This is a genomic window from Arthrobacter sp. ISL-85 (assembly GCF_018613675.1).
In the GTDB taxonomy this organism is placed as follows: Bacteria; Actinomycetota; Actinomycetes; order Actinomycetales; family Micrococcaceae; genus Arthrobacter.
Genome location: NZ_JAGGPQ010000009.1, coordinates 89187 through 112357 on the forward strand (window position 1 = coordinate 89187; position 23171 = coordinate 112357).

A 23171-nucleotide genomic window follows, 5' to 3' on the forward strand; every position below is an offset into this window, starting at 1 on the left:
GCGGCCTCAGACCCTGGCGGCCCGGATCCGCTGCACCTGGGCCAGGGATACCCCAACCTTCGCGGCTATTATCCGCGCCGACCATTGCGTCGGGCCTCCGGCCTGGATTTGCGCGTCAGGTCAACGATCTCGTCCGGTTCTTCCGGCTTCATACAGTTCTGAAACAGCTGGAGGTCTGCTGGAAGTTTCACCGGACATTCGGCATTGCCTGGTCTGCCGTCAGAGATAAGCCGGTAGGCTGCCCGCACGGCCGCACCTAAGACGGTCCCTTCGCCAGCTGTGCCTCTATCCCGTCAAAGGCTGGGCTGCTGTAATGGAGCTGGCGGGGACAACCGCATCCCGGCCGAGGATGCCATAGGGAGAGTGATAGGAGGCCTGAATGCTTGAACGAGCAGGAACACGCGCCTTTCGGTACAACCTTCACGAGGGCTCGCCGCTGCAGATGCAGTGGCTTTTTTACGGCCAGTCCGAACTGCCTGTGGCAGTGCAGACCTGGGAACTGCCTCCCGGTGGCTTCGAGGGTATGCATTCACATGCTGAGCCTGGCCGCCCGCTGGAGGAAATATATGTAGTCACCGAGGGCACGGGTCAAATGACCGTCGAAGACGAAACCTATTCGGTAACAGTCGGTGACGCCGTCCTGGCCAGGGAGGGAACCCGCCATGATCTGCGCAATACCGGCAAGGGACCGCTGAAGGTGCTTGTCATCTGGGGCGAACCCAAGCCGGCCGACTACTCCGACTTTGGGTCGGCCAAGATGGCACGGGCAGCACGAACCGAGCCCTCCCCCTGATTTGCCGACAGCGGCGCCGTAACCCACAGGCAGCTTTGGCGAACACTTCGGGGTCGGGCAAGTCCGACTTCGAGGTACTGGGACCACATGCGCCCCGCAATACCTGCTTGGCTTGCTCTGCCTGCTCCGACCCTGGACGCACGGCATCCAGCCTGCCTCCCAGAACCTGCGCCACAGTTTTTTGGACTTCGGCGGCGCGACTGAAATCACCGCCACATCGTTCTTCGATGACACGCTCGATCATGCTCTCGACGAATGTGACTCCACAGGCCTTTATCACTTGAAGGTCAATGGGGGCCAGCAGGTGGGGACGGTCCCGGTCCGTCGCCAGTGAAGCTTCTACTATCCCTGCAAGGCCCCAACGCGGGGCGTCGGTTCTTTCGAAGATGAGTCCCGCCGGGTTCTCGTGGTCGATGAGTTCTGCGACGCTGCGGACCACGGGGCTCAGATCGAAAACCCCGTCACCTCGAACGCCGACTACCCTGGGGCCTGCGGAGAGCGGATCCGTCCGATGAGGATCGCGTCCTCCAAGTCGGCCGGCTGGATTTGCGGTGGTGGTGCCGTGCTGGTCATTCGTTGTTCTCTCATTCAGTATTTGGAAGCTGCCGATCGCTGCCGCTCACACGGAGGCGGTTGTGACAGCTGTTGGGGCACCGTGTCGCGCGAACGTTACAGCCGCCCCCGTCGCTTCGATGAGTGGCGAGTGCTCCAGGTTGAAGTAGGAGCGGGCGTCAGGCGGGCGGATGTCGGCGACGGCGTCGCTGAAGATCCGCATCGGGTGTGGGGTGTAGGGGTGCTCGGCTATTGCTTCGAAGTCGAGCTCGATGCCCAAACCGACCGCTTCGGGGATGAGGACGTCGCCCTCCGCGGTGAGTTGGAGGCGTTCACTGGAGATCTCGCTTCGCCAGGGCACGTCGGTGGCCATGATCTCCAGATAGCGGAAATTGGGAAGGGTCGCGCCCAGTTGCAGGGTTGCTGCGGTACTGAGCGGTCCGCTCGGGTTGTGCGGCGCGAACGGGACGTAGTGGGCCGCGGCGAGGGTGGAGATGAACTGCAGTTCCAGCAGGCCGCCGGCGTGGGTGACATCCGGCTGGATGTAGTCCACGGCATTCCGTGCCAGGACGGGGACGAAGGTGTTCCGTCCGAACCAGCGTTCCCCGGCAGCGATCGGCACGGGGGATTTGGAGCGGATCTCCGCGAGGGCGTCAATCCCGTCCGGCGGGCACGGCTCCTCGAAGAACACCGGCTGGAACTGCTCAAGTTCGCGCGCCACCCGGATGGCTGTGGGGACGTCGAACCGGCCGTGGCCTTCGATGAACAGTTCGATATCGTCCCCGACTGCCTCGCGCACGGCGGCGACCGGCTCGAGCATGCGCCGCAGGTCCCGTGGTTCGAGGGTGAGGTCGGCGGCTTCGAACGGGTCCCATTTGAGTCCGCGGAAGCCTTGGGCAACAGTCTGCACGGCGGCGTCGGCAAAGTCTTCAGCCGATGTGGCTCCGGAGAACCAGCCGTTGGCGTACGCGCGGACCCGGTCCCGGACCTGGCCACCGAGCATGCGGTGCACGGGCACGCCCAAGGCACGGGCCGAGACGTCCCACATCGCCATTTCCAGGGCACTCAGAGCGGTCATGGACACCGGACCACCGCGCCAGTAGGCGTCACGGTTGAGCTCGTAGATCGTCTGGGTTATCCGCGTGGGGTCCTTGCCGCGGACGGCTTCGGCGAGCACGGCGACGGCGCCCCGGACCGCGTGCTCCTGGCCTTCCAGGGTTGCCTCCGCAACACCAGTGAGACCCTCATCAGTACTCAGCCGGACGAAGATGAGGTTCGTGCGGTAGAAATCAACGACAACAGTGTCCAGATTGGTGATTCTCATGTTTTTGGGGTCATCCTTTTACGGCGCCTGCGGTCATACCGCTGACGACATATCGTTGTGCGAACAGGTAGAAGACGACCGCCGGCAGGGTGAAGAGCAGACCGACGGCCATGATGCTTTGAATGGAAGTGTCCTGCTCGCCGATGAAGCCGGCGACACCCACCGAGGCGGGCTGCAGGGATTTATCGAACACGAAGGTTACCGCGAAGACGTATTCGTTCCAGGCGCTGAAGAAGGCGATGACTGCGGCGGCGGCGATGGCTGGTGCTATCAGCGGCAGGATGATGCGGGCGAGGACGGTGGGAGGTCGGCCACCGTCAACACGCGCCGCCTCGTCAAGTTCCCGCGGAACGCCGTCGATGGCTCCCTTGAGGATCAGCGCGACCACTGGCAGTGCGAATGCGGTGTCGGCCAGAATCAGCCCGTGCAGGGAGTTCAGCAGGTCGAACCGGCGGAATACGGCGAACAGCGGAACCACCAGCAGCGCCTCTGGAAGCATCTGTGTGAACAGCAGTGCCAATCCGACAGCGGCCTTGCCGCGGAAGGCGAACCTCGAGAGGGCATAGCCAAGCGGGATGCCCAGTCCGATGGACAGGGCCGTTGTTCCACCGGCAACTATCACGCTGTTGAGCAGCCAACGGGCTACCCGGCCGTCCGCCAGGGCGTCGCCGAAGATACCGAACCGGGAGAAATCCGGGAGCAGGTTGACTGATGTTGACCGGAAGAGCTCCTCATCGGGGGCAAGCGCGGTCACAAACATCCAGTAAACGGGAAAGATGGCGAGCCCAAGGACGACCAAGACTGCGAGGGCCCGGGCTGTTACTCCGAAGCGTATCTGACGCATCACGCCTCCTTTGCCGCCGCGCGGGCGACCAGTCGAGCCCCGATGATGACTATCAGGGAGATGACGATCCCCACCATGCCGACGGCCGCGGCCGTCCCCAACTGCTTGGACTCAAACGCCTGGGCATAAAGATCGATGACAAGGGTGCGCGTAGAGCCCAACGGGCCGCCCCGGGTCATCAGCCAGATCAACTCGAAACGACGCAAAGACCAAATAGTCATGAGCACGGCGACTAAACCGATTGTTGGCTTCAGGACCTGCCAGGTCACTACGCGGAAGGTCATCCAGCGCCCGGCGCCGTCGACTTGGGCTGCTTCTACCAGCTCCTGCGGAACTCCCTGCAGAGCCGAAAGGAGGACGACCGAGACGAATGGCACCAATTGCCAAATCGTGGTGGCGAGGACCGCCGCCAGGGCAAGTCGGGGGTTGTCCAGGACACCGTTTGGGCCCGGGTCGATACCGACCGCGCGCAGCGTCCGCGTGAGGATGCCGAACTGCGGATTAAACATCCATGTCGCAATGAGCGCGACGGCGATTCCAGGGGCTGCCCACGGCACCGTCACCAGCGAACGCGCCACCGCGCGTCCCGGGAACCGGCCGTTCAGGAGCAGGGCGACCAGCAGACCTAAACCCACGGAACCGACAACGCACGCTGTGACATAGACCAGCGTGGTGAGCAGGGTCTGGCGGAAGGCAGGGTTTGCCATGACGGCCTGAAAGTTCGCGGCCCCGACCCAGACATTGAAGTTCGGGTTGAGCAGGGTCGTCTTCGTGAAGCTGAGCCACACCTCCTGAAGGAGCGGGACTAACTGGAAGATGACGAGGTAGAGAACGGCCGGGGCAAGAAAGAGATACGGGGTCCACGGACTGCCCGCGGCACGCCGCCGGCGCCGCTGGGGCAGCGGGCTGCTGGGGATTGAGACGGATTCCCCGGCCGGGCCAGGGGACCGCGCCAAAAGGCGAGGTCCCCTGCTTTGGTCAGTCACTGTCCTACCAGTTTCTCGGCCTGCTTCTGGGCTTTGGCCATCGCTGTCGCCATGTCCTGCTGGCCTTGGAGGGCGGCAAGGACTTCGGTGACCACAATGTGTCGGATGTCTGCCGTCTGCGGACCGAAACCGTTAACAATCTGCGGGACGCCGGAGTCGGTCAGTTCGTCGAGTGCGGGAAGGAACGGGAACTTCTTGAGGCTCTCGGCGCTGCGCTCTGTTGGGGACGCAACACTGCTGGCACCGAGAACTCCTTGCAGCTTGACCTGCTGAGCGGGCTGGAGGAGCCAGTTCATGAAATCAAGCGCCGCGTCCTTGTGCTTGCTGTTCGCGTTGACAACCATCGGCGCCAGCAACGTGCCCTGTTTCTTCTCGGGGAACGGGATGCGAGACACGCTGAAATTTAGGTTGGCATTGGCGGAACTGGTAGCAGTGACGTAACCGCCGTTATTGAGTTCCATCCCGACCTTGCCGTTGGCGAACATCTTGCGGAAGGTCGCTGCGTCGGCACCCTTCGGAATGACGTTCGCGTCGTAGAGCTGCTGGTAGGCCTTCAAGCCCTCGATCACCTTAGGAGAATCCAGCGTCAGCTTCTTGCCGTCGGACCAGTCGCCTCCGAAACCAAGCACGTAATTGAAGATGTCCTGCCAAACACCCGCCTCTTCCGCCTGGGTCTGACGGAACGCAAGGCCATAGACATCGCCCTTGGTGGTGTTCTTGGCCGTCTGGACAAACTCGTCGAAGGTTTTAGGCGGATTGGGGACAAGGTCCTTGTTGTAAAACATGGCGTAGTTCGCGTTCTCGAACACAACGCCGTAACGGTGCCCGTCCACGGACAGGTACTTATCAGGGCCGGGAATGAGCTTCAGCTTTGCCGCGTCAATCTTGTCATCGAGAGGTTCCAGCAGACCCGAGGACGATGCAGTGGCGAACTCCGGCATGTCAAAACGAACGAGATCCGGTCCTTCACCGCCGCCCATCTGGGTCAGTACCGTTTGGCCGAAGGTCGGGTACGGCACTGCTGCCGGCTGAACGGTGACAACTTTTTGGCTCGCATTGTATTCGTCAATCAGCTTCTGCAGCCCGGGCCCGCGACCTGGATCCCCGAGTGTGGAAGCGGCGAAAGTTATCGTGGCCGGCTGCGGCCCAGCCGAAGAGTTACCGGACGAGGCAGACGGACCCGACGAGCAAGCCGCGAGCACGGTCACACCAACGGCAATGGCGGCAAGAACTGAGATGGACCTCCCCCGGCGGGGTGGACGTAATGACATTGCTACTCCTTCGTAAGCGGCTGCGCGGTACCAGGGACGGGAACCCCTAAACATGTATATTACTAATAATAGGTATAAAGGCAATAGTTCTTCTTCCGGGTAAGGTTGTCACTATGACCAACCTCCACTCCGGGCTCGTAGATATGCTCGGGCTCCGCATCGTCAGGGGCGAGTACCCGCCGGGGACCCGCATCGACGTGGACTCCCTGGAACCCGAGTTTGGAGTGAGCAAGACCGCCATCCGCGAGGCACTGCGCGTCATCCGGGAAAAGGGACTCATTGATTCCTGGCCGAAGCGGGGCACCATCGTCAACCACCGGGATGCATGGAAGTTGCTCGACGGCGACGTCATCAGGTGGCGGCGCTCGGCACGTCGGGACGATGACCGTCTCTTGGCGGAGCTTTCACAGCTACGGGACATGATTGAGCCCGCCGCTGCGAGACTGGCGGCTCAGTATCGGGAGCCAGCGGACATCCAGGCGTTGAAGCGGTCGTTCGCGGAGTTCGAAACTGCGGGACGTGACGTCGAACGGCTGGCCGCAGCAGACCAGGACTTTCACCTCCACCTGCTGCGGGCTACGCACAACGAACTGATGATGCGCCTGGACGTCGTCATCGTTCACGCTCTCAACGCCCGCAACCGAATCCAGCACCACCCGGGAGCTGACTGGCTCGACCCTGTCCCCGACCATCGACGCGTCCTTGACGCAGTCGAAGCAGGCGATCCGCAGGCGGCAGAGGCAGCCATGAAATTCGCAATCAGGGAATCCGACGTGGACCTCAGCGGCGGAGAACCGGCATTCACGGCTCCAGCCACAGACACCAGCATCAACACCTAGAGGCCGCCCCGCCCGGAAGAACCCGAACTGGCGCTACTGGATCATCCAGAAACGCAGGAGCCGGAGCATGAAGGATTTTGACGACGCGCAAAGGGAGAAAAACAGTGCTACGAATAGGCATTCTGGGTGCGGCGGGTATCGCGCCCACGGCGGTCATCCGGCCCGCCGCCCGGCGCACCGACGTCGAGGTCGTGGCGGTAGCCTCCCGCCGAACAGAGTCTGCCCGCCAGTTCGCAGAGCGCCACCGGATTGACCGCTTCTACGGGGATTACTCGGAGTTGCTGGCCGACACCGGGGTTGACTTGGTCTACAACGCCCTTCCACCCTCCGAACATGCCAAGTGGTCGATCGCCGCCCTCGAAGCCGGCAAGCACGTGCTCTGCGAGAAACCCTTCGCGATGAACGCCAACGAGGCTGCCCAAATGCTTGAAGCCGCGCAATCGACAGGCAACCGCCTGATCGAAGCCTTCCACGACCGGTACCACCCCCTCAGCGCCGAACTCGACGCCATCAAGGCCTCCGGCGTCCTCGGGGAGATCAAGACGCTGCGCGGAGACTTTTCCACCTCAAATCCGTTCGACCCCACATCGCTGCGGCACGACCCACGCTTGGGGGGCGGGTCACTGATGGACCTCGGCTGCTACCCCATTCACTGGGTACGCGCCTTCATGGACGAAGAACCAACCGTCGTCCGGGCCACCGCAACCCTCAATCCCCTCGGCGCGGACCTCAGCGTCACGGCCAACCTCCAGTTCCCCTCAGGAACACAAGCCCTCATCACATCAGCAATGCTCGAACAGCCCCAGCACCTGAACTCCTCCCTCGAAGTGACCGGTACCGAAGGGAAGTTGGTCGTAAACAACATGGTGTTCCCCTCCAGGGGCCACTCCATCACCCAGACCAATAACGGGCTGGACCGCAGCTGGACCGTGCGAGGCCTTGAAACCTACGACCACCAACTCGAAGCCATCATCCACGCTCTTCAGTCAGGCCACGAGCTACCCACCGAGGGCCGCGACAGCCTCGCCAACATGAAGATCATCGACGGAATCTACGCCGCCGCAGGACTCAGCCGCTGAAGTGAAATTGACGCCCAACTGCTCGCCGCCTGACGTGATCACCCGGGCGGCGCGGCACTTGTTGGTGCGCTGGCGCTACGGCTGCCCGTTAAGGATTTTCGCCAGTCTCGGGCTGGTGGCATGGATCCTCGGGCAGGTGCTCTGGCTCCAGGTCTTCCACCCGGTGATGCGCCCGCTCGTGCGGAGCATCGGGATCGCCATCGCCGTCCTGGGCTGGTTGCTTCCGAGTGAAGAGGGCAGCCGCAGACAGGGACGCCCTGCCGGCCGTGTCCCTGCGTGAGCATCGAGCCACTCCAGGACCTACTTGGACAAACCTGGCCCGGGCAGCATCTTGCAGCTCGACGTCCTGTTGGGTGGCACTCTTCTGCGGGCCGAAAACCTTCGCTGTGCCTTGAAGACCCACCATGATCATCAATCAATCGCAACGGCTCGGCGCCTCACCGCTTTTACCTCCGCGAGTGGGCCCGTCGGCCTCGTCACCAAATGAGAGAAAGCCGTAGTGCTCAGCACCACGAGCAACTCACCACACGAGAATTACGGTCGGCGATACAGTTTTGGGCGCAGGAATGATGCGAGCAACCAGCCCCTACGTCCAATCTGAATACACCCCAAGCTGACGCCGAAAGCGCCTGACATGGGAGAACATCGGCCAGGCGAAGCTTCCCCTTGTTCTGACGTCGCGCCCCAGTCACAACATCTGACATAGGCACCCATTGCCACAAGCTACTTCGCCAAGCCCAGATGTTTTGGCCTACTTCGAGTATTCCAAGCTTTCCCAGGCCCTATGTCCTTCCCCTCCGACTGTCAGGGTGGGATCGGAAAACTTCCTGAGCCACTGTCAAAGAGACCGGACTGCGCACTATCCTGACGCCGCGCACGAGGGCCGGCTATCGCTCATACTCCTCGGGACCAAGCCAAGGGGCTACGTGACGAAATCTGCATTATCGGCCTTTCAACACCGGACATTTGCGGCCCGTGGGCGGCCAGCCAGGCAGGCAAGAGGCCCTCTCTAGAGCCTCCCTACCAGCCCCTGCGTCTCCATGCCTCCGCAGCCACCGATAGGACATGAAGACGTCTGCGTCGGAAGGGCGCCCGCAGAAAGGCCCTAAGAGTCGCCGAGAGGCCTCCCCGCAAAGGAGCCATCCTTTAACCCGCACGGAACCGGAGCTGTGGTGGGTACAGCGTGAATCGCAGCGATGGTAGTAGGGGTGGATGGGCTCGAAGTATGCGAGGCCTGGAGGAGTTCACAGGTGATGCTCGGAATCATGGGCGAGGCGGCCCGAGTCATGCGGCAATCTTTGCATATCACTAGGAATGAAAGCTGGCCCCTGAGCAGCTCGGCTGGACGGCCTTACTCCTGAGAACCACCAGTTCGACACGCGAACCGAGCACTGCGTACTTTTCGGCGCAACCTCTGCAGCTCACGAAAGCGCGTCTAATGCCGCCAGTATCTCTAACGGGTCTGCTCGTTTGGCATGGTCGCTGTCCACGAATGCCCACGATACGCGTCCATCCTGTCCCACCACATATGTAGCCGGAATGACGAGGGTGCGATCGTGCCCGCCGTGTGTGCGGATAAGGTTGTAGCCGCGGTTCTCATAGATGGCAGCAAGTTCCTCGGGGATGTCAAAAGATAAGCCATAGTCTTGGGCCACAGTCGCGCCAACATCGCTCAGGACATCGAACGTGAGGCCATGCTTCTCAGCGAGTGACAGTGATGCGTCGGGCACCTGGGGCGAGATTGCGACCAGACAGGCGCCACGGGCCTCAAAAGCGCCTATGTTCGCCTGCAGCGCGCGCAATTCCAGGTTGCAGTATGGACACCAGCTGCCCCGGTAGAAACTCAGGACAACGGGTCCGTGCCGCAGTAGATCAGACAGTGTTACGAGTTCGTCCGTTGCGTTGGGGAGCGAGAATCGGGGCGCCTCATCGCCGACGTTCGTTGCTAGCTCCGCTTGTCCATCATCAAAGAGCTTTTTCGCCGCCCGAGCCATTATCTCTGCTTCATCGGGGGTAAGGCGGCCACGCCTCTGCTCGTAAATGCGCTCAAGCTTTTCTGTTAAATTCATGTCACTCCTCTTGTTGCGTTTCTGGTATTGCATTCCGGCACGACAGACCAGTCCGCCGAGCTTTTCCTTCCGGGCACTGCGGTTAGCAAGATTCCATGCATCTTAGGGAGGAGGTCCCAGGGCCACCTCTGGGCCGTCAGCTACAGAGCAACGACGTTAAGGACTGGCCGCCTGATAATTTCCCTTGCTCTGCCGCGGGGTCCACGAGCCACTGGACGGATTCGACTCGCGCGATCATGCTTGCCGAAAAAAGTTTTCGGGCCGGGAAGCCATCCGCCAGGATCGGTTGCGGATAACAGTTAGTGGTTGGGTTGCAACGGACCTTACGTCCTACCAACCCACACTTTCTTGTTGCCAGCGCAAGGGACCAAGATGAAGAAGCCCTCGCCGAGTAGCTTCATGCCGCTGTTCCGTGAACCGCCTGACGTGAAGACGAAACGCATGCTGTCCACTTATGCTGCCCGCAAGATTGTGGTGCGAGCTCTTGTTAGCCAATCACGGCCCCTTCGAATTGCAACGGCCTGCGTGCACAAAGTACCGCGGTATGCATCATGACCACATTTCATCCTCGGTTAGGTCGTTTAAGGCTTCCGCCAGGACCTCTACCTCCACGCCCTTTAGCATCGGGACGTCGCGAACGAATGCATCGACTTCAAGAATGTCGGCGTTGCCTCCTCGGGCCCAGTATTGAAGCCAAAGCTCCATGACAGTGAAGCGGCCCGCATCGACTAATGATCGGGCTATTGCCCCAACGTCGGGCTCCTTCATGTGGAGCTCCGGGAACACGGCTTGGTCATGCTTGTCCTTTCGGTAGTGCATGCGCCGGCTTTTCGGATCGCTCTGTTCACACGGCCTTGGAGTCTCCGGCGGCCCAAACAGTGGGTTTACGGTTCGGTCACCGATCGAAGCCCTTCTCCTTGAGCAAGGTCTTAGCCACATCTTTGGGATTTTCTTTGTTGCTGCCCGATGCTCGTTCATTCAGCATGACGAGATCTTCTGTTGTCAGGGACGCTGAAACATCGTTGAGTACTTCGACGGCCTTCTCAGCGACCCTGTCGGTACGCATCAGCGGAATGACCGGCTGTGCTGGGAAATTGTTGAGTGGGTCTGCGAGTGTCACCAAATGATGCTGGGCAATAAGAGGTGAGGTGGTGAAGACATCCGCCGCTTGAATTATATTTTCGAGCAGGGCTTGGACAGTGATCGGGCCGCCAGCATCACTCAAGGGCGCGAAGCTTGCTGGGACACAACCATAGACTGCCTTCAGACCTGGAAGTCCCTGCGGACGGCCCTGAGCTTCAGGAGGCATCCCTAGGGAGACCGCACGAGGTGAGACCGACCATGATCACTGAGACAGCTGTCAAAAAGGTCAGCTTCTTAGAGGTTGGGGACTTGTTCATGATGTGTGTCCTCCTTAAGGAAGCTTGAAATGACCTTGCTGGTGGAAGGCAGTCAGAGGCCCGTATGGAGAGCTCGGAACCGGGAGTGGGCAGGGCAGTCAACCCGGGGCTTGCCCTTCCTGGCGACGAAAAAAATACAAGGTTTTCGATGGATCTGGATCCCCCTGCTCGTACAAGGGCATAATCGCTTTCTTGATTCGAGATCACTCGCGTTCTTTTGGGATGTCTGAACGCCGCACGGCGTATCGGTACGCGACGGTATCGGTCTCGACTTTAAATCCGGCGAGGTCCATTTCGGAAGCCTGTTCGAATTCATCGTTCAAATGCACAACTGGTGCAAAGTAGTCGCCCCGCGAGGCCGGTCCCAGGAGTACATATGCCCACCAGGACGGATGAAGGCATCGTCGAATTGAGACAACTACCCGTGCGAAGCGTCGAACTCTTCTCACAAACATCTGGAAACCTCATTTCGCTGTAGTATCGCGCGCTCGTTTCGCGGAAAAGAGCGTTCAAGTTCTCTTTCACAAAGTGGGTTTCATCCTCTGGTCGCCCCCCTCTTTTATTTCCTTCTCGCGTCGTTCATGGAGCGGGTATCGGCGCAGCGGTTTTTGTACGAGCCTGTGTCTACTGCGACTCAGCCCTTGAAAATGCAATCTTTGACCAACAATTTTGGGGCCGGGCTAGGAAAGGTCCTGCTGGAAGGCTATGATTTTGTCATTATCGCTGTCAGGACCGGCCGGAGAGTGCTTGGGATAGGCTCCGGAGCCAGGACGGGTTTTGTCGATGAGATCGAGGTACTGAGTGTTGCGTGCGATGAATTCGCCGACCACTGGGCAGATAATGGTTATCTTCTTTCCACTGGGACGTATTTCGTCCAAGACGCGGCCTATGAGCTCCGTTGCGACCCCATGGTTCCGATAGGCGTGGCTGACCCAAGTTGAAAGCAGCACCACGCGGCCGCCGACGAAACGATAGGTGAGTTCCGCAATCGCCTCGGCACCCAGTACGGCGATCCATCTTCCCCGTTCAGCATCATTGATTACGTCGAGGTCCCACTCCGATTCGAAGCCATTACTGGTCTTTTCTTGGAGACCCGCGATGAGCTCGGCGTTCCGCTCCTCACGGTTTTTTGCTTCGGTATCAAGGCTAGTTGTCACGTTGAACTTTCTCTGGCGGAGAGGAATTTGTTGGTCTAGGAGTGGCGGGACCGGTGGGTTACGCCAGGATGCTGGGGGTTGATGAGGTCTGAGTATTCAGGGTTGCGGTCGATGAATGTGCGAACGATTGGACACATGATCGTGACGGTTTTACCTTGTGCCCGTACATCGTCGAGGACTCGTCGGATCAGTTCGGTCCCGATGCCTTGTTTTCGGAAGTCGGGGAACACCGATGTAGCCAGAAGTACGAGTCTGTCGGCGCCAGCTACGTTATAGGTAAGGCCCGCAATTTCGGTGTCACCGACAATGGCTTCGTATGTCCCGGTTTTCTCGTCATTGACCATATAGAAGTCAAAGGCTGGTGCGTGGGCGTCATCGATAACTTCCTGGATGAGGACGGTTTGGTCCTGGCTGAGGATTCCATTCCCATCCGGGTATCCGGCTTGGTCGAGGTATTCGAAGTCATAGTGAGTGGGTTCAGCTGGTTCAGCCATGAAACGTTCCTTTCGTGATTGCTCGTCCGCGAGGATGCTGTCCCCTACGGGCGCACCCGGATGATCGTCTTCCCGTTCCTTCGTTCGGAAGGGTTGAGGGCAGTGGCCGCTTCGGCCAACGGGCCGACCTCTCCGATGTTCGTCCGCAGCCGTCCGTCCCGAATCCTCTGGACGATTTCGCCCAGCTGCTCGCGATCTGACTCGACAACGAAATCCACTGCGAGGCCATCCTCAGGGCGAGCTTCGATCGCCCCGGTGATGCTCACCAGCGTCCCTCCCGGGCGGATCAGGGGGACGCTTTGCTTTTGAATCTCTCCCCCAATCACGTCGAATACGAGATCAACTCCGTCTACATCCTGCAGCCCATCGGTAGCCAGATCGACGAACTCGTGTGCTCCGAAGTCAAGTGCTTTTTGCCGGTCGGCGCTGCGCCCCGTGCCGATGACATAGGCGCCTGCTTCTCGTGCCAGCTGAGTCACCATTGTCCCGACTGCCCCGGCCGCGCCGTGCACCAGAATTCCTTGCCCTGATTTGAGACGGCCATGCACGAACAATCCTTGCCAGGCGGTCAAACCCGAGATTGGCAGGCTCGCGCCAACGACGAAATCGATGTCGCCGGGCAGTGGCGCAAGATTGCGTGCCTCGACGGCCACGTACTCTGCCAAGGTGCCATCCCGATGCCAGTCAGAGATGCCAAACACCCGCTGGCCTATAGTCAACCCTGTAGTGCCGTAACCCAGGGAGGTCACAATTCCCGCCAGTTCATGGCCCAGAATGGATGGTGCCCGGTCCCTGCCGGCGCGATCGGCCCAGGTTGAAGACCAGTCGACTTCTGTTGGGACGAACCCCGAGGCATGGACCTCAACGATGACATCATTTATCGCTGCCGACGGCTTCGGACGCTCCGCAATGCTCAACCCGGTCAATCCTGCGGACGGATCCGTCACCACAATTGCTTTCATTGCGAAGCTCCCTTGTTCGATCGCGCATGGATAGCGGTTTAGTTTCAAACTCTTAGTGGCACAAAGGCTCTGCGTCTTACCACCAAATGCCCAAAAGGGGCGACCCCAGGACGTTGCCCATGCGGCTCAGGCCTGGCCGGTTACCTGTGTTGCGATATTCCTACCAACAGGTGAGCAGGTCAACAGCCGGTGCCGTCAGATGGTGGTGACCTCGTAGATTCCGAATCACCCGAGCGTGCTGAAGCGTTAAACTGCCGGGGCCTCGAGCGACGTCTCCTCCGAAAGACGGAGGTGGTCAACGAAAGTCATCAGGATCGATGACGATGTGCATGGCAGCTTCTTCTGCAGATGCAGCTCCCCCATCAATGCCGACATCGTTCGCCAGATAGTCAGTGGAATGGTCTGTGCTTTCAGGAAAAGCCCAGGCGAGTCGGCCGGCTCGAACCGAGCCAACCTGATCGTCAATGACCTCGCCATCCGTGTCACTTGTATCACCGATACCGTCCCCGTAAAAACCATCGACATCGTCGGGTATCTCTCGCGCTAGCCGGTCGGATAGAGACTCGTGTGACCGCGCTTCCCGCACTGTGAAACCCCAAGACAGATCGGCCGGGCGCCTATCCAGCGGAGCGTATCCGGTCTCCTCAACATCGTCGTCGAATTCATCGCTATCCAAGCTCTCATCGGGTGGAAGTAGGCCGAAGTTCTCGGCCGAACTTCCAAAAAAGTTGCTCTCATCGGTGCTAGGCATCACGTCGCCTCCCTATCGAATTGATGCAAGTTAGTGGCGCTCTCCAATCAAGTCTTACAACCACGGATGCCACCTCTTTGAAGCCCGGGTTTGGCCTACGCAAGTGGGCAGCCTGGTGGTAAGACCGCGCCGAAACTCGACGCCTATGAGTACGTACACGTGGGACTCGAGAACCCTCTTGGCTGAGGCCGAGTTCCCACCCACAACGAAAAATCGGCGACGGAACACCTCACCCATCGCTTTGGCCGGTGGGTGACCGGACTGGGGTGGCGCTGGAAGTCAATGACTATCCCTGCTGAGTGAAACGCCCTGCTGCTGCTGAACCAACGAGCAATAAGGAGCCGCCATGGCGAAAAATCTCGCAGGCGCGTTTGCCCTCACCGTTAAAGAACAGCACCACATCGACCTCGATCAATCATCTAGCGAATGCGCGTCTGCGGAAGATCTCATCATCATCGACAACAGACGTATCGGCCTCTATGAGGGCGTATTCGGGCGAATGATTGTCGGCGGTGTCGTCTACAAGAAAACAGGAAACTGCATTATGATTTTGGGAACATCGGTGTTCCCCAACTTTAGAGACATGGAAATACCGCCGAAGCTTCTCAACCGGATTTTGGAAGAGATTCGTGCCCAAGGCCGAACCGTAGCGGCAATATGCCCATATGCAGCCGAGTTCATAACTGCACATCCAGAATACGCGGATTTACTTGATCCCTTGCTTGGGCGAGCATAAAAACCAGCTGATCGAACTTCAAATGAACAACCAGCTTCACAAATATAATGAAAACGCATCGAGGAGAATAACATCATGACTACCATCGAACTTACGGACGATAATTTTGAAACCACTATCAAGGACAACGACATAGTCTTGGTCGATTTTTGGGCTACATGGTGTGGGCCCTGCCGGCAATTTGCTCCGATATTCGAACAATCCGCAACGGATAACCCCGACATCGTCCACGGCAAGCTTGATACCGAGGTTGCACAACGCATAGCTGCGGCGGCGGGTATCTCTGCAATTCCCACCCTGATGGCGTTCCGCGAGGGCATTGTCGTTTTCAACCAGCCAGGTGCCCTGCCTGCCGCCGCATTAGCTGAGATCGTAGCCGAAGTCAGGAACCTGGACATGAGCGATATCCGCAATAAAGTGCACGCTGCCAATGAGGCAGGGACGCCGGAACGCTGATCGTGGATGTGGCTTGTGCAAACACTGTCAGAACTATAGGTTCCGGGAGCTGTCGCCAAGCATCCAAGGTAGCAGTCTCACAGATCGGAGCCAGTTCTGAAGCGAACACAACGGGACATGTCATGTGGATGCCGGGCATACTCCTGGTCATCGAGACTGTCAACGGCTAGGTTCCGGTCACCGCTCGTGTTCCCTACACAACTTCAATGTGCTCACGAGCTAGTAGGTGCAGATGATCGATCGAGACATCAAGCGCAATCGCCATTGGGGTCACGTCCCGTGACGTCTGGGCTAAGAGATATCCACCTTGGAGTGCTGCAATCAATCCTGTGGCGAGTTGTTCGACGTCCGCGTCCTCCGGAATCAGCCCGTCCTGCTGAAACCGGCGGAGGAGATCCGCGAAGAGTTCCTCCCAGGCAGTGAAGAGGTCCTGGAGCTGCACCCGTGCAATCGCGTCCTGATCGGCGACTTCATTCGCCAGCGAACCCAAGGAACAGCCGTATTTTCCCTCGTGTAAGGCGTTGGTTTCAACGACCGCATCCCTCCAACGACGTAGGCCGGCGAACGTTCTTACGTTTCCTAGTCGTTCGCGTTCACCGGCTATTCTTCGTGCACCTACAAATTCGATGACCGCCCGTACCAGAGCAGGCTTATCTTCAAAGTGTCGGTACAACTGCGACTTGCTAACCTTGCTCACTGCGGCGACATCATCCAATGTCGTTCCACCGACCCCGCGCACGCGCATCAGGTCAGCTGCTGTCGCGACAATGCGAGCCCTCGTCTTCTCGCCACGCACAGTCAAACGTGCCGGTGCAGCTGTCTGAAAGTTTTCCTCCACAGGGTCATTTTACTTCCGGAGAGCAGTTCCATCATATTGACGCAACCAACTCGTCCGTTCACGACGCTCACGACGACGGTTCTGGCTGAATGTGCGGCCTTGGACCGAAGGCATAGAGCGTGATCTGTTCCGTTTCGGGCAGGAGGATCACAAGAATGGGCGGCATACAGGCTTGACGCAAAAACCCTGCCATCCACCTGCTTGGGTTTCGGTCCGCGGACTCGCGGGAAGCAGCGCCAAAGATCCTTTCCCGACTGCATTTGGGTTCCATCCCAGGAAAGCTCACACCACACCCCACCAGGCAAGCCTTCCCGTTGGATGGATGGACATCCCCTTCCCCTGCCACACCGGGCATGTGCAAACTTCCGTTCACCTAATGTCCGCCGGCGCGCTTCGCACCCTGTTCTTCAGCACTTATGCGCTTCAACGTTGTTGCTTCTTCGTGTTCGATGGTGATCGCAAGACGAAAAGCCTCGTCCACTAGGGCTGATGGAATGATTACGGCACCCGCGGCGTCGGCATACACGAAGTCCCCCGGCAGAACAGTGACGCCTCCGATAACCACCGGAACATTCGCTGCAACAGGAATCAGGTCTGCCGTGCCTGCCTTCACTGTCTCACCGCCACAGTAGAAGACAGGGTCGTAGTCTTTCAACTCACCGAAGTCCCGCAGTCGGCCCTCCGTGAGCAACCCTGCAAGTTGGTGGTTGTGAAGCCGTGAAAGCTTCATACCACCACCAACGGAAACATGCGGTTGACCGCCGCTGTCCAGGACTAAGACGAGCCCGGTAGGGTCGTCGCCGACGGCCTCGTAAAAAAGGCGGGCAAAATTGTTGACCTGTGCGTCGTGAAGATCCTTGCGGAACGGAACAAACCGCATGGTTACGGCTTCACCTCTTAGTAAGCGTCCAGGAGTTGGTGTGACAAGGTCGAGTACATGAACCCGGTCTGTCGAGAGTCGTCCGAGTGCATCCGTCAGTGCCGCCGTCGACACCTGCGGTGGGAGACTAGGGAAATCTTTCATCAGAGGTTACTGCCCTCTAGGGCAAAAGCGCGCTCCCGAGGGGAACCAGAAAGAGTTCCCAGGCCACATGAGGCTTTCGGGCTGAGGTTTGAGCTACAAGCCCGGCCAGTCATACACAGGCCCGTCGTAGCCGGATCACCAGCAGAGAAATACGCCACGGGGACATTCGTTAGGCCTTGCTTTATGGTCTTGTCCTGGAATCCGGGCCGACGCGCGGTGATCGATCCCGTGCCGTCATTCAGGATGTCGGCCGCCTTCTGACGGACCTGCAATCCGTAGCCACCGGAGTCCCTGGGCGCTGAAAGACTTGCGCCCTCCCTGGTCCGAGATGACCATAAGAACCTCGCCGCACTTTCGACAGCGTGCAACGAAGCCCAATGGCATGCCGTACACCATAGCTTGGCCCAGGGCGGCAATGTCTTCACAAAAGAAGCATTGACCTTGGCTTGTCGTCAAGTCAAAACCGAAAATATCGCTGCTCGCCCCTGCGAGAACATTGCCGTCGAGGCTATCCATCAGTTGCCGCCGAATCGTTCAATACGAATATTGTCAGCTGAGTGCCCAAGCTCCACAAGGCCGCTCGCGACCGCTTCCACGAACCCGGAGGGGCCACAAACGTAGGTCAGCGGTAAGTCCTCCGGGGGCAACGTTTCGGCTCTCAGGTCCTGAGTCGTCAGTCGGCCCGCAGCACGAGACCATCCGGGGGGAACAGCACGACTGTAATGCCAAGTAGTGCGGGTTCTGGCTGAGTTCCGAACCAGTTCATCTCGAAAAAGTGCGTCATCCGGAGTTCGAAGCGAGTAAAGAAGCTGCATGGGCGCCGAGCATCCCGAGGCGGCGTGCGCGCGCAGCATGGCTACGAAGGGAACAACACCGGAACCGCCAGCGATTAGCTGGATAGGTGCGCGCTGCTCAGGTCGCCACACGAACCATCCGCCAAGCGGCCCCCGAAGCTCGATCTGGTCGCCGAGTTCAAGGTCGTCGACCAGGAAAGGAGAGACTTCACCGTCCGGAAGTCGGTCAACAGCGAGCTCAATGTCTTCGCCTGCACCCACGCTGGCAATCGAGTACGAACGCACAGCCTGGTAGCCGTCGGGCGCGGTCAGCCGGATATCTACGTGCTGTCCTGCGGCGTTGCCAGGCCAGCCCGGGACCTCGAAGGTGAGGCTCCGGGCGGACTTCGTTAAGGGACGGGCGTGCACCAAGCTGCCGGTGAGCCACCCGATGGTTGTCCGAGTCACGAGTATCGTTCTTCCCTCCAAGGATCCCCGTGGAGGTTATATCCGTTTCTTTCCCAAAAGCCGGGCGCGTTCTTGTTCTGCATGACCAATCCCCGCACCCATTTGGCGCTTTTCCAGAAGTACAGATGAGGAATTAGGAGTCGTGCCGGGCCGCCGTGCTCCGGGTCGAGTGACTTGCCGTCGTACTCGTGGGCGATCCATGCTTGACCGTTCAGAACCTCTTTGAGAGGAAGATTGGTGGTATAGCCGCCATATGAATGAGCCATCACGAAATCCGACTCGGTCTCTACGTCGTCGAAAAAGGTATCGAGCGAAACGCCTCTCCAGGCGGTGTTTAGTTTCGACCAACTGGTGACGCAATGGATATCAGCGCTGATGATTTCGGACGGGAGCGCCATGAACTGCGCCCAATTCCATCGGTGCGTTTTCCCGGTTTCGGTACGGATAGTGAACTCCCAGTCGGCTGCACTGACGGACGGCGTTGGACCTGCCGACAATACCGGGAATGAGCCGGTTAGAAATTGCCCCGGCGGGAGAGCGGGGTTGTCACCCCGCTGGCGACGGCCTCCGAAAACTGCCATTCGAGCTCCTCTTCTATCCTCTTATCGATTGGGCAGATGGTTTTTGAAGAGTCCACGCGCGCTACAGGATGCCGGTGGGCTGGCTCTCACGGTGCGGGAGCTTCCACTGCGGGCGGACGTAATGGCAGGTGTAGCCCGTGGGGTACTTTTTTAGGTAGTCCTGGTGGACCTCCTCGGCTTCCCAAAAGTCGGCAGCCGGCGCTACTTCAGTAACGACCTTTCCCGGCCATAGTCCTGAAGCATCCACGTCCTGGATGATGTCCAACGCCATTTGTTTCTGTTCGTCGGTGGTGTAGAAGATTGCTGACCGGTAGCTCCGCCCTACATCGTTACCCTGTCGATCCAAGGTGGAAGGATTGTGGATCTGGAAGAAAAACTCAAGCAACTCTCGGAAGGATATTTGATCGGAGTCAAAAATGACTTCCACGCTTTCAGCATGATCGCCATGGTTACGGTACGTCGCATTGGGTGTAGTGCCTCCAGAATACCCAGTGCGCGTGGAGATGACACCGGGTTTTTTGCGAAGCAGTTCCTGGGCCCCCCAGAAGCACCCGCTTGCGAGGATCACTCGGTCGCGGCTTATGATGCTGCCTCCGATGACGCGAAGAGGTCCCGGAACTGCCCGTAACCAGCAGTCTCAAGCTGGTCCGCCGGAATGAAACGCAATGCAGCCGAATTGATGCAGTAGCGCTGCCCCCCTTGGTCGAGCGGACCGTCGTTGAATAGATGCCCCAGGTGGCTATCGCCATGCTTGGACCGTACCTCGGTTCGCACCATGCCGTAGCTGTTGTCTTGATTTAGAACGATATTGTCGCGGTCGATGGGTACGGTGAAACTGGGCCAGCCGGTGCCGCTCTCGAACTTGTTGATGGATGCGAACAGGGGTTCCCCGGATACGATATCTACGTATAGGCCAGCATCGTGGCTGTCCCAGAACTCGTTTCGGAAGGCGGGCTCGGTTGCGGCTTCCTGCGTTACTTTGTATTGATTGGGCTCGAGTTGGGAAATTCTTTTCGAATCTCTCCGATAGTCCGTCTCGGACATGTTACTTCCTACTTTCTTTAGGCGTGCTGCTGTTGCTGCTGGGCGTATGGGGTCGATCACGAAGGACCCGGTAAGTGATATGAGCCCCTGAATGAGCCAAAGCGGGAGGGACCGCGGCCGGGTTGGTAGCACCCGTCCGAGATAGTTCCGTCGTGGACGTCGATGAAGCGGACACCGGCGACCTCTCCATCGTCATTGACAATCCAGCGGACGTCGTATGTCGCTAAATAGGTCGGTGGCCAGAATGACCAGAATTTGCCCTGGTCGTTGACTCCCCACGTTCCGTAGGTGCGGTTCCCGTTCTCGATATATGTCGTTAAACCGTCTGGGTCGAATACCTGGGAGGCGTGATCGGAATAGGTTAAGGGCGCTTTCGTGACCGCGGCTGCTATGTCGTCCACGTCGATTCGGTCCTTATCCCGGGGCGAAGGTCCGTCATTTCTAGACAATGCATATTCCCCTTTCCAAGGGCTGATGGCGGTTCTACGGGCGACGCCGTTACCCTGCCGGCCGGGAGGGCTAGCCACGGTGTATCCACTTATGGGTGTGCCAGTGAGCGAGGTCGCTAGACCAGGCCGCCTCCGGTGCCGCGATTTATGGTTCCGTTGACTCCGTCCGGGTAGAACCCTCCGGCAGCGCCCGCATGGGCATCCAAATAGACGATGTTAAGGATTTGCGCGGGTGTGCGGCCGAAAGCCCGACCATATTCGTCGGTTGGAATGAGGTTGGCTTCGTCCCTGCTGCCGAGGTCCTGATCGTCCTCTGCCGGTCCGCTGACTGCGTTCCGAACCGTAGAAAGCTTTCGCACAGCATCAAACACTGAATCGTCCGCAAGTCCTTCGTTGTAGAGGGAGGCACGAATGATGCCTGCGTGGTAAGCCTCAGTGGCGAGAAGACCCGCAGCGGCATCAAGGTACGTTTTATTTGAGATGAAGGGTGCTGCCCCTTTGAAAGCGGTAACTCCGACGTCTTCAAAGAGGAAGGCAGCGAAGAGGAAGTTGCGGTCGTTCGCATACGGGTCAAAGGTTTCGCCGGGACAGACGAGGCCTGCAGCAGTCGCTGCAGCAGTAAAGCTGTGATCTAGGGATATACGTGGACGCGCCACGGCTGCGCTGCCGAGTGCTCCGCGGAGGAACGCGACGTGGGCGCGTTCATCCATCGCGATCTCACGGGCGATGTTCCTGACCAGGGGACTCTGGAAGTTGACCTGTCGGCCGCCGGAAACTTGCCCGGGCTTTCCTGTTCCGCCGACCATATCGTCCGGGAGGCCCTGTCCTGTTGCGCCGCGGAGGTAGAACTCGGCTTCGAGGTACTCCAGGCTGAGTGCAAAGTTCAGGATAGAACTGTCGCTTGGCGCCTCGCTTGTGACCGTTGACGAGCCGGTCTCTGCCTCGACCACCATGTTGGTCAACTTGATTCGGTCCGTTGGCGTCTCTGCACTGGCGCTGATGACGTCGCTGACGAAGCGGTTCTCGGACATGATGGCTCCTGCTGTTTGATGGTTGCGGTCGTCGTTAAGACGGACCTCGTTTCCTCCCGAATCGGGCATGAAACACGCTTCTATTCGTACCCCAAGAAGACGGTTTCGTCCATATATTTAGGCCGCACACCGGCGGAAAATTTTCGCTCAAAGTACGCGCTGTGGGTTCCAGTACCCTCAAATCTACAAGTAGTTCCTGCTCAGAGGCTTTTTTTGGCCGGACACCCGTTCCTAGCCAGTGACTCTTGCTCATTAAGTTCGAGGGGCTTAATCTGGACGTAATCGTCCCATAACTCCATTCAGGAGTGACCGAGCTCTATCGGAGCGACCGGACATCCAACTCGATGACGGCACACGCAGAGCCCCGCTTGCAGAAGAGCTGCCTCACTTGTGACACGCAGGTGGCCGCAGCCTACTCACCGAATTGGATACACCACATGGATATCGACTCCACGACCCTCACCGCGCTAGTTGCCGGCAGCGCTAATCGGGAGGCCGCCCTGACCCGGCTACATGAGATGATGCTCCGAGTTGCCATTCACCTGGCATACCGACGTGGGCCTGCCTTCCGCATCAGCGGGCCGGAACTGGATGACCTCGCGAACCAAGCGGCCAACGATGCCATGCTCTCATTACTGGGTAAGCTTGATACCTTCCGCGGGGACAGCAGATTCACAACGTGGGCCTACCGCTTTGTGGCGCTGGAAGTCTCAAGCAAGCTCAGACGCCATTTCTGGAGAACCCCTTCAATACCGCTGGACGTCGAGGAATACGAGCGGCTTCCCTCGGTGTTGGCTGTCGACCCAATCGCACACACGCAGCACAGGGAGCTGAGTGCGGCCGTGCGCAAGGCCATGCATGAGACCTTGACGGCTCACCAACGCCGGGTGTTCGTTGCCATCGTGATCGATGGTGTCCCTATAAACACCCTTGCATCGCAGTCTGGCTCAAATAGGGGCGCAATCTATAAGACTGTATTCGATGCGCGCCGTAAGATTCGCGCGTATCTCGAGATGAACGGATACCTCGAAGTTGAGAGAGTAGCTGTCCGAGCCACTGACTGACAAGTAGCAGCACCCTTGTTGTGGCCGGATGCGGCGGTACGCCGCCCTGGCTGTGTTTGGTCGTCGCTTGTCCCGTTCGAGCGACAAAAATAGCGCTGGGAGAAACTCTCCTGCAGCCTAAAGGGCGGTCCGGCAATGCAAAGGCGCCCGGCGCCGAGGGGTTATCCTCAGCGCCTGGCGCCCACG

Annotated in this window: 26 protein-coding genes and 1 pseudogene; 7 read left to right on the forward strand and 20 right to left on the reverse strand. The window is 59.1% G+C overall.

Annotated elements, in window-relative coordinates:
• Window positions 1-379 precede the first annotated feature (379 nt).
• A complete protein-coding gene (locus tag J7I84_RS07465; protein WP_214942766.1) occupies window positions 380-793 on the forward strand; it encodes a cupin domain-containing protein in 414 nt (137 codons plus the stop codon).
• Window positions 794-1412: 619 nt separating this feature from the next.
• Here J7I84_RS07465 and J7I84_RS07470 read toward each other — a convergent pair.
• The 4 genes from J7I84_RS07470 to J7I84_RS07485 all read right to left on the reverse strand — a co-directional run bounded on the left by J7I84_RS07470 (window position 1413) and on the right by J7I84_RS07485 (window position 5707).
• Window positions 1413-2669: a mandelate racemase/muconate lactonizing enzyme family protein gene (locus tag J7I84_RS07470; protein ID WP_251046259.1), complete on the reverse strand. Its 1257-nt coding sequence runs from the start codon at window positions 2667-2669 to the stop codon at window positions 1413-1415.
• A 10-nt stretch (window positions 2670-2679) separates the two neighbouring features.
• A complete protein-coding gene (locus J7I84_RS07475) occupies window positions 2680-3513 on the reverse strand; it encodes a carbohydrate ABC transporter permease (protein WP_214942769.1) in 834 nt (277 codons plus the stop codon).
• Window positions 3513-4301, reverse strand: a complete 789-nt coding sequence (locus tag J7I84_RS07480) for a carbohydrate ABC transporter permease (protein WP_214942772.1) — start codon at window positions 4299-4301, stop codon at window positions 3513-3515. The genes J7I84_RS07475 and J7I84_RS07480 overlap by 1 nt, the downstream gene beginning before the upstream one ends.
• 194 nt (window positions 4302-4495) lie before the next feature.
• On the reverse strand, window positions 4496-5707 hold the full coding sequence (locus J7I84_RS07485; protein WP_214942775.1) for a sugar ABC transporter substrate-binding protein: 1212 nt from the start codon (window positions 5705-5707) through the stop codon (window positions 4496-4498).
• Window positions 5708-5883: 176 nt separating this feature from the next.
• Between J7I84_RS07485 and J7I84_RS07490 the strand changes: the two genes are divergently transcribed.
• The 3 genes from J7I84_RS07490 to J7I84_RS07500 all read left to right on the forward strand — a co-directional run bounded on the left by J7I84_RS07490 (window position 5884) and on the right by J7I84_RS07500 (window position 7968).
• Window positions 5884-6609, forward strand: coding sequence for a FadR/GntR family transcriptional regulator (locus J7I84_RS07490; RefSeq protein ID WP_214942778.1), 726 nt, complete (start codon window positions 5884-5886; stop codon window positions 6607-6609).
• Between the two features lie 104 nt (window positions 6610-6713).
• The gene (locus J7I84_RS07495) at window positions 6714-7688 is read left to right on the forward strand and encodes a Gfo/Idh/MocA family protein (RefSeq protein ID WP_214942781.1); all 975 of its coding nucleotides are present in this window, start codon (window positions 6714-6716) and stop codon (window positions 7686-7688) included.
• 1 nt (window position 7689) lies between these two features.
• The gene (locus tag J7I84_RS07500; protein ID WP_214942985.1) at window positions 7690-7968 is read left to right on the forward strand and encodes a hypothetical protein; all 279 of its coding nucleotides are present in this window, start codon (window positions 7690-7692) and stop codon (window positions 7966-7968) included.
• Window positions 7969-7998: 30 nt separating this feature from the next.
• Here the strand turns inward: J7I84_RS07500 and J7I84_RS21750 are convergent.
• From J7I84_RS21750 to J7I84_RS07540, 8 genes and pseudogenes are all read right to left on the reverse strand, one after another.
• A pseudogene (locus tag J7I84_RS21750) lies at window positions 7999-8100 on the reverse strand (glycerate kinase); the annotation flags it as partial.
• A gap of 1009 nt (window positions 8101-9109) precedes the next feature.
• Window positions 9110-9757: a peroxiredoxin-like family protein gene (locus J7I84_RS07510; RefSeq protein WP_214942784.1), complete on the reverse strand. Its 648-nt coding sequence runs from the start codon at window positions 9755-9757 to the stop codon at window positions 9110-9112.
• Between the two features lie 549 nt (window positions 9758-10306).
• A complete protein-coding gene (locus tag J7I84_RS07515; protein WP_214942787.1) occupies window positions 10307-10576 on the reverse strand; it encodes a hypothetical protein in 270 nt (89 codons plus the stop codon).
• Window positions 10577-10652: 76 nt separating this feature from the next.
• A complete protein-coding gene (locus J7I84_RS07520) occupies window positions 10653-11066 on the reverse strand; it encodes a glycine betaine ABC transporter substrate-binding protein (protein WP_214942790.1) in 414 nt (137 codons plus the stop codon).
• Between the two features lie 771 nt (window positions 11067-11837).
• Complete coding sequence (locus J7I84_RS21500) at window positions 11838-12314, reverse strand: GNAT family N-acetyltransferase (RefSeq protein WP_214942793.1); 477 nt, start codon at window positions 12312-12314, stop codon at window positions 11838-11840.
• A 35-nt stretch (window positions 12315-12349) separates the two neighbouring features.
• The gene (locus tag J7I84_RS07530) at window positions 12350-12808 is read right to left on the reverse strand and encodes a GNAT family N-acetyltransferase (protein WP_214942797.1); all 459 of its coding nucleotides are present in this window, start codon (window positions 12806-12808) and stop codon (window positions 12350-12352) included.
• A gap of 44 nt (window positions 12809-12852) precedes the next feature.
• On the reverse strand, window positions 12853-13770 hold the full coding sequence (locus J7I84_RS07535; protein ID WP_214942800.1) for an NADP-dependent oxidoreductase: 918 nt from the start codon (window positions 13768-13770) through the stop codon (window positions 12853-12855).
• Window positions 13771-14065: 295 nt separating this feature from the next.
• Entirely contained in the window at window positions 14066-14521 is a 456-nt protein-coding gene (locus J7I84_RS07540; RefSeq protein ID WP_214942804.1) for a DUF5709 domain-containing protein, read from the reverse strand.
• A gap of 346 nt (window positions 14522-14867) precedes the next feature.
• Here J7I84_RS07540 and J7I84_RS07545 point away from each other — a divergent pair, with 346 nt between their 5' ends.
• Together J7I84_RS07545 and trxA are read left to right on the forward strand one after the other, a co-directional pair.
• Complete coding sequence (locus J7I84_RS07545) at window positions 14868-15257, forward strand: GNAT family N-acetyltransferase (RefSeq protein WP_214942807.1); 390 nt, start codon at window positions 14868-14870, stop codon at window positions 15255-15257.
• A gap of 75 nt (window positions 15258-15332) precedes the next feature.
• Window positions 15333-15713, forward strand: a complete 381-nt coding sequence (gene trxA, locus J7I84_RS07550) for a thioredoxin (RefSeq protein ID WP_214942810.1) — start codon at window positions 15333-15335, stop codon at window positions 15711-15713.
• A 193-nt stretch (window positions 15714-15906) separates the two neighbouring features.
• Here the strand turns inward: trxA and J7I84_RS07555 are convergent, their stop codons facing one another.
• From J7I84_RS07555 to J7I84_RS07585, 8 genes are all read right to left on the reverse strand, one after another.
• Window positions 15907-16551 carry a TetR family transcriptional regulator C-terminal domain-containing protein gene (locus tag J7I84_RS07555; RefSeq protein ID WP_311381100.1) on the reverse strand — a complete coding sequence of 215 codons (645 nt, stop codon included), beginning with the start codon at window positions 16549-16551 and terminating at the stop codon, window positions 15907-15909.
• A gap of 373 nt (window positions 16552-16924) precedes the next feature.
• Window positions 16925-17575: an RraA family protein gene (locus J7I84_RS07560; RefSeq protein WP_214942813.1), complete on the reverse strand. Its 651-nt coding sequence runs from the start codon at window positions 17573-17575 to the stop codon at window positions 16925-16927.
• Between the two features lie 234 nt (window positions 17576-17809).
• Window positions 17810-18091, reverse strand: coding sequence for a DUF6510 family protein (locus tag J7I84_RS22045; RefSeq protein ID WP_396020045.1), 282 nt, complete (start codon window positions 18089-18091; stop codon window positions 17810-17812).
• Window positions 18091-18816 (reverse strand): ferredoxin reductase, encoded by a 726-nt coding sequence (locus tag J7I84_RS07565; protein WP_311381101.1) that lies wholly within the window; start codon window positions 18814-18816, stop codon window positions 18091-18093. The genes J7I84_RS22045 and J7I84_RS07565 overlap by 1 nt, the downstream gene beginning before the upstream one ends.
• Window positions 18813-19397 (reverse strand): sulfite oxidase-like oxidoreductase, encoded by a 585-nt coding sequence (locus J7I84_RS07570; protein WP_214942816.1) that lies wholly within the window; start codon window positions 19395-19397, stop codon window positions 18813-18815. Before J7I84_RS07570 ends, J7I84_RS07565 begins: the two co-directional genes overlap by 4 nt.
• Window positions 19398-19458: 61 nt before the next feature.
• The gene (gene msrA / locus J7I84_RS07575; RefSeq protein WP_311381103.1) at window positions 19459-19980 is read right to left on the reverse strand and encodes a peptide-methionine (S)-S-oxide reductase MsrA; all 522 of its coding nucleotides are present in this window, start codon (window positions 19978-19980) and stop codon (window positions 19459-19461) included.
• Window positions 19977-20441 carry a peptide-methionine (R)-S-oxide reductase MsrB gene (msrB, locus tag J7I84_RS07580; protein WP_214942819.1) on the reverse strand — a complete coding sequence of 155 codons (465 nt, stop codon included), beginning with the start codon at window positions 20439-20441 and terminating at the stop codon, window positions 19977-19979. Before msrB ends, msrA begins: the two co-directional genes overlap by 4 nt.
• 565 nt (window positions 20442-21006) lie before the next feature.
• Complete coding sequence (locus J7I84_RS07585) at window positions 21007-21921, reverse strand: ferritin-like domain-containing protein (protein WP_214942822.1); 915 nt, start codon at window positions 21919-21921, stop codon at window positions 21007-21009.
• A gap of 437 nt (window positions 21922-22358) precedes the next feature.
• On the opposite strand from J7I84_RS07585, the gene J7I84_RS07590 reads away from it, so the two are divergent.
• On the forward strand, window positions 22359-22985 hold the full coding sequence (locus tag J7I84_RS07590) for an RNA polymerase sigma factor (RefSeq protein WP_214942825.1): 627 nt from the start codon (window positions 22359-22361) through the stop codon (window positions 22983-22985).
• Window positions 22986-23171: the final 186 nt, after the last annotated feature.

What these genes read in the sequence shown, in the direction of transcription:
- J7I84_RS07465 (WP_214942766.1), top strand. Translation starts at nt 380, where the DNA reads ATGCTTGAACGAGCAGGAACACGCGCCTTTCGGTACAACCTTCACGAG.
- J7I84_RS07470 (WP_251046259.1), bottom strand. Translation starts at nt 2,669, where the DNA reads ATGAGAATCACCAATCTGGACACTGTTGTCGTTGATTTCTACCGCACG.
- J7I84_RS07475 (WP_214942769.1), bottom strand. Translation starts at nt 3,513, where the DNA reads ATGCGTCAGATACGCTTCGGAGTAACAGCCCGGGCCCTCGCAGTCTTG.
- J7I84_RS07490 (WP_214942778.1), top strand. Translation starts at nt 5,884, where the DNA reads ATGACCAACCTCCACTCCGGGCTCGTAGATATGCTCGGGCTCCGCATC.
- J7I84_RS07510 (WP_214942784.1), bottom strand. Translation starts at nt 9,757, where the DNA reads ATGAATTTAACAGAAAAGCTTGAGCGCATTTACGAGCAGAGGCGTGGC.
- J7I84_RS07515 (WP_214942787.1), bottom strand. Translation starts at nt 10,576, where the DNA reads ATGCACTACCGAAAGGACAAGCATGACCAAGCCGTGTTCCCGGAGCTC.
- J7I84_RS07520 (WP_214942790.1), bottom strand. Translation starts at nt 11,066, where the DNA reads ATGCCTCCTGAAGCTCAGGGCCGTCCGCAGGGACTTCCAGGTCTGAAG.
- J7I84_RS07530 (WP_214942797.1), bottom strand. Translation starts at nt 12,808, where the DNA reads ATGGCTGAACCAGCTGAACCCACTCACTATGACTTCGAATACCTCGAC.
- J7I84_RS07535 (WP_214942800.1), bottom strand. Translation starts at nt 13,770, where the DNA reads ATGAAAGCAATTGTGGTGACGGATCCGTCCGCAGGATTGACCGGGTTG.
- J7I84_RS07540 (WP_214942804.1), bottom strand. Translation starts at nt 14,521, where the DNA reads ATGCCTAGCACCGATGAGAGCAACTTTTTTGGAAGTTCGGCCGAGAAC.
- J7I84_RS07545 (WP_214942807.1), top strand. Translation starts at nt 14,868, where the DNA reads ATGGCGAAAAATCTCGCAGGCGCGTTTGCCCTCACCGTTAAAGAACAG.
- trxA (WP_214942810.1), top strand. Translation starts at nt 15,333, where the DNA reads ATGACTACCATCGAACTTACGGACGATAATTTTGAAACCACTATCAAG.
- J7I84_RS07560 (WP_214942813.1), bottom strand. Translation starts at nt 17,575, where the DNA reads ATGAAAGATTTCCCTAGTCTCCCACCGCAGGTGTCGACGGCGGCACTG.
- J7I84_RS22045 (WP_396020045.1), bottom strand. Translation starts at nt 18,091, where the DNA reads ATGGATAGCCTCGACGGCAATGTTCTCGCAGGGGCGAGCAGCGATATT.
- J7I84_RS07570 (WP_214942816.1), bottom strand. Translation starts at nt 19,397, where the DNA reads ATGGCAGTTTTCGGAGGCCGTCGCCAGCGGGGTGACAACCCCGCTCTC.
- msrB (WP_214942819.1), bottom strand. Translation starts at nt 20,441, where the DNA reads ATGTCCGAGACGGACTATCGGAGAGATTCGAAAAGAATTTCCCAACTC.
- J7I84_RS07585 (WP_214942822.1), bottom strand. Translation starts at nt 21,921, where the DNA reads ATGTCCGAGAACCGCTTCGTCAGCGACGTCATCAGCGCCAGTGCAGAG.
- J7I84_RS07590 (WP_214942825.1), top strand. Translation starts at nt 22,359, where the DNA reads ATGGATATCGACTCCACGACCCTCACCGCGCTAGTTGCCGGCAGCGCT.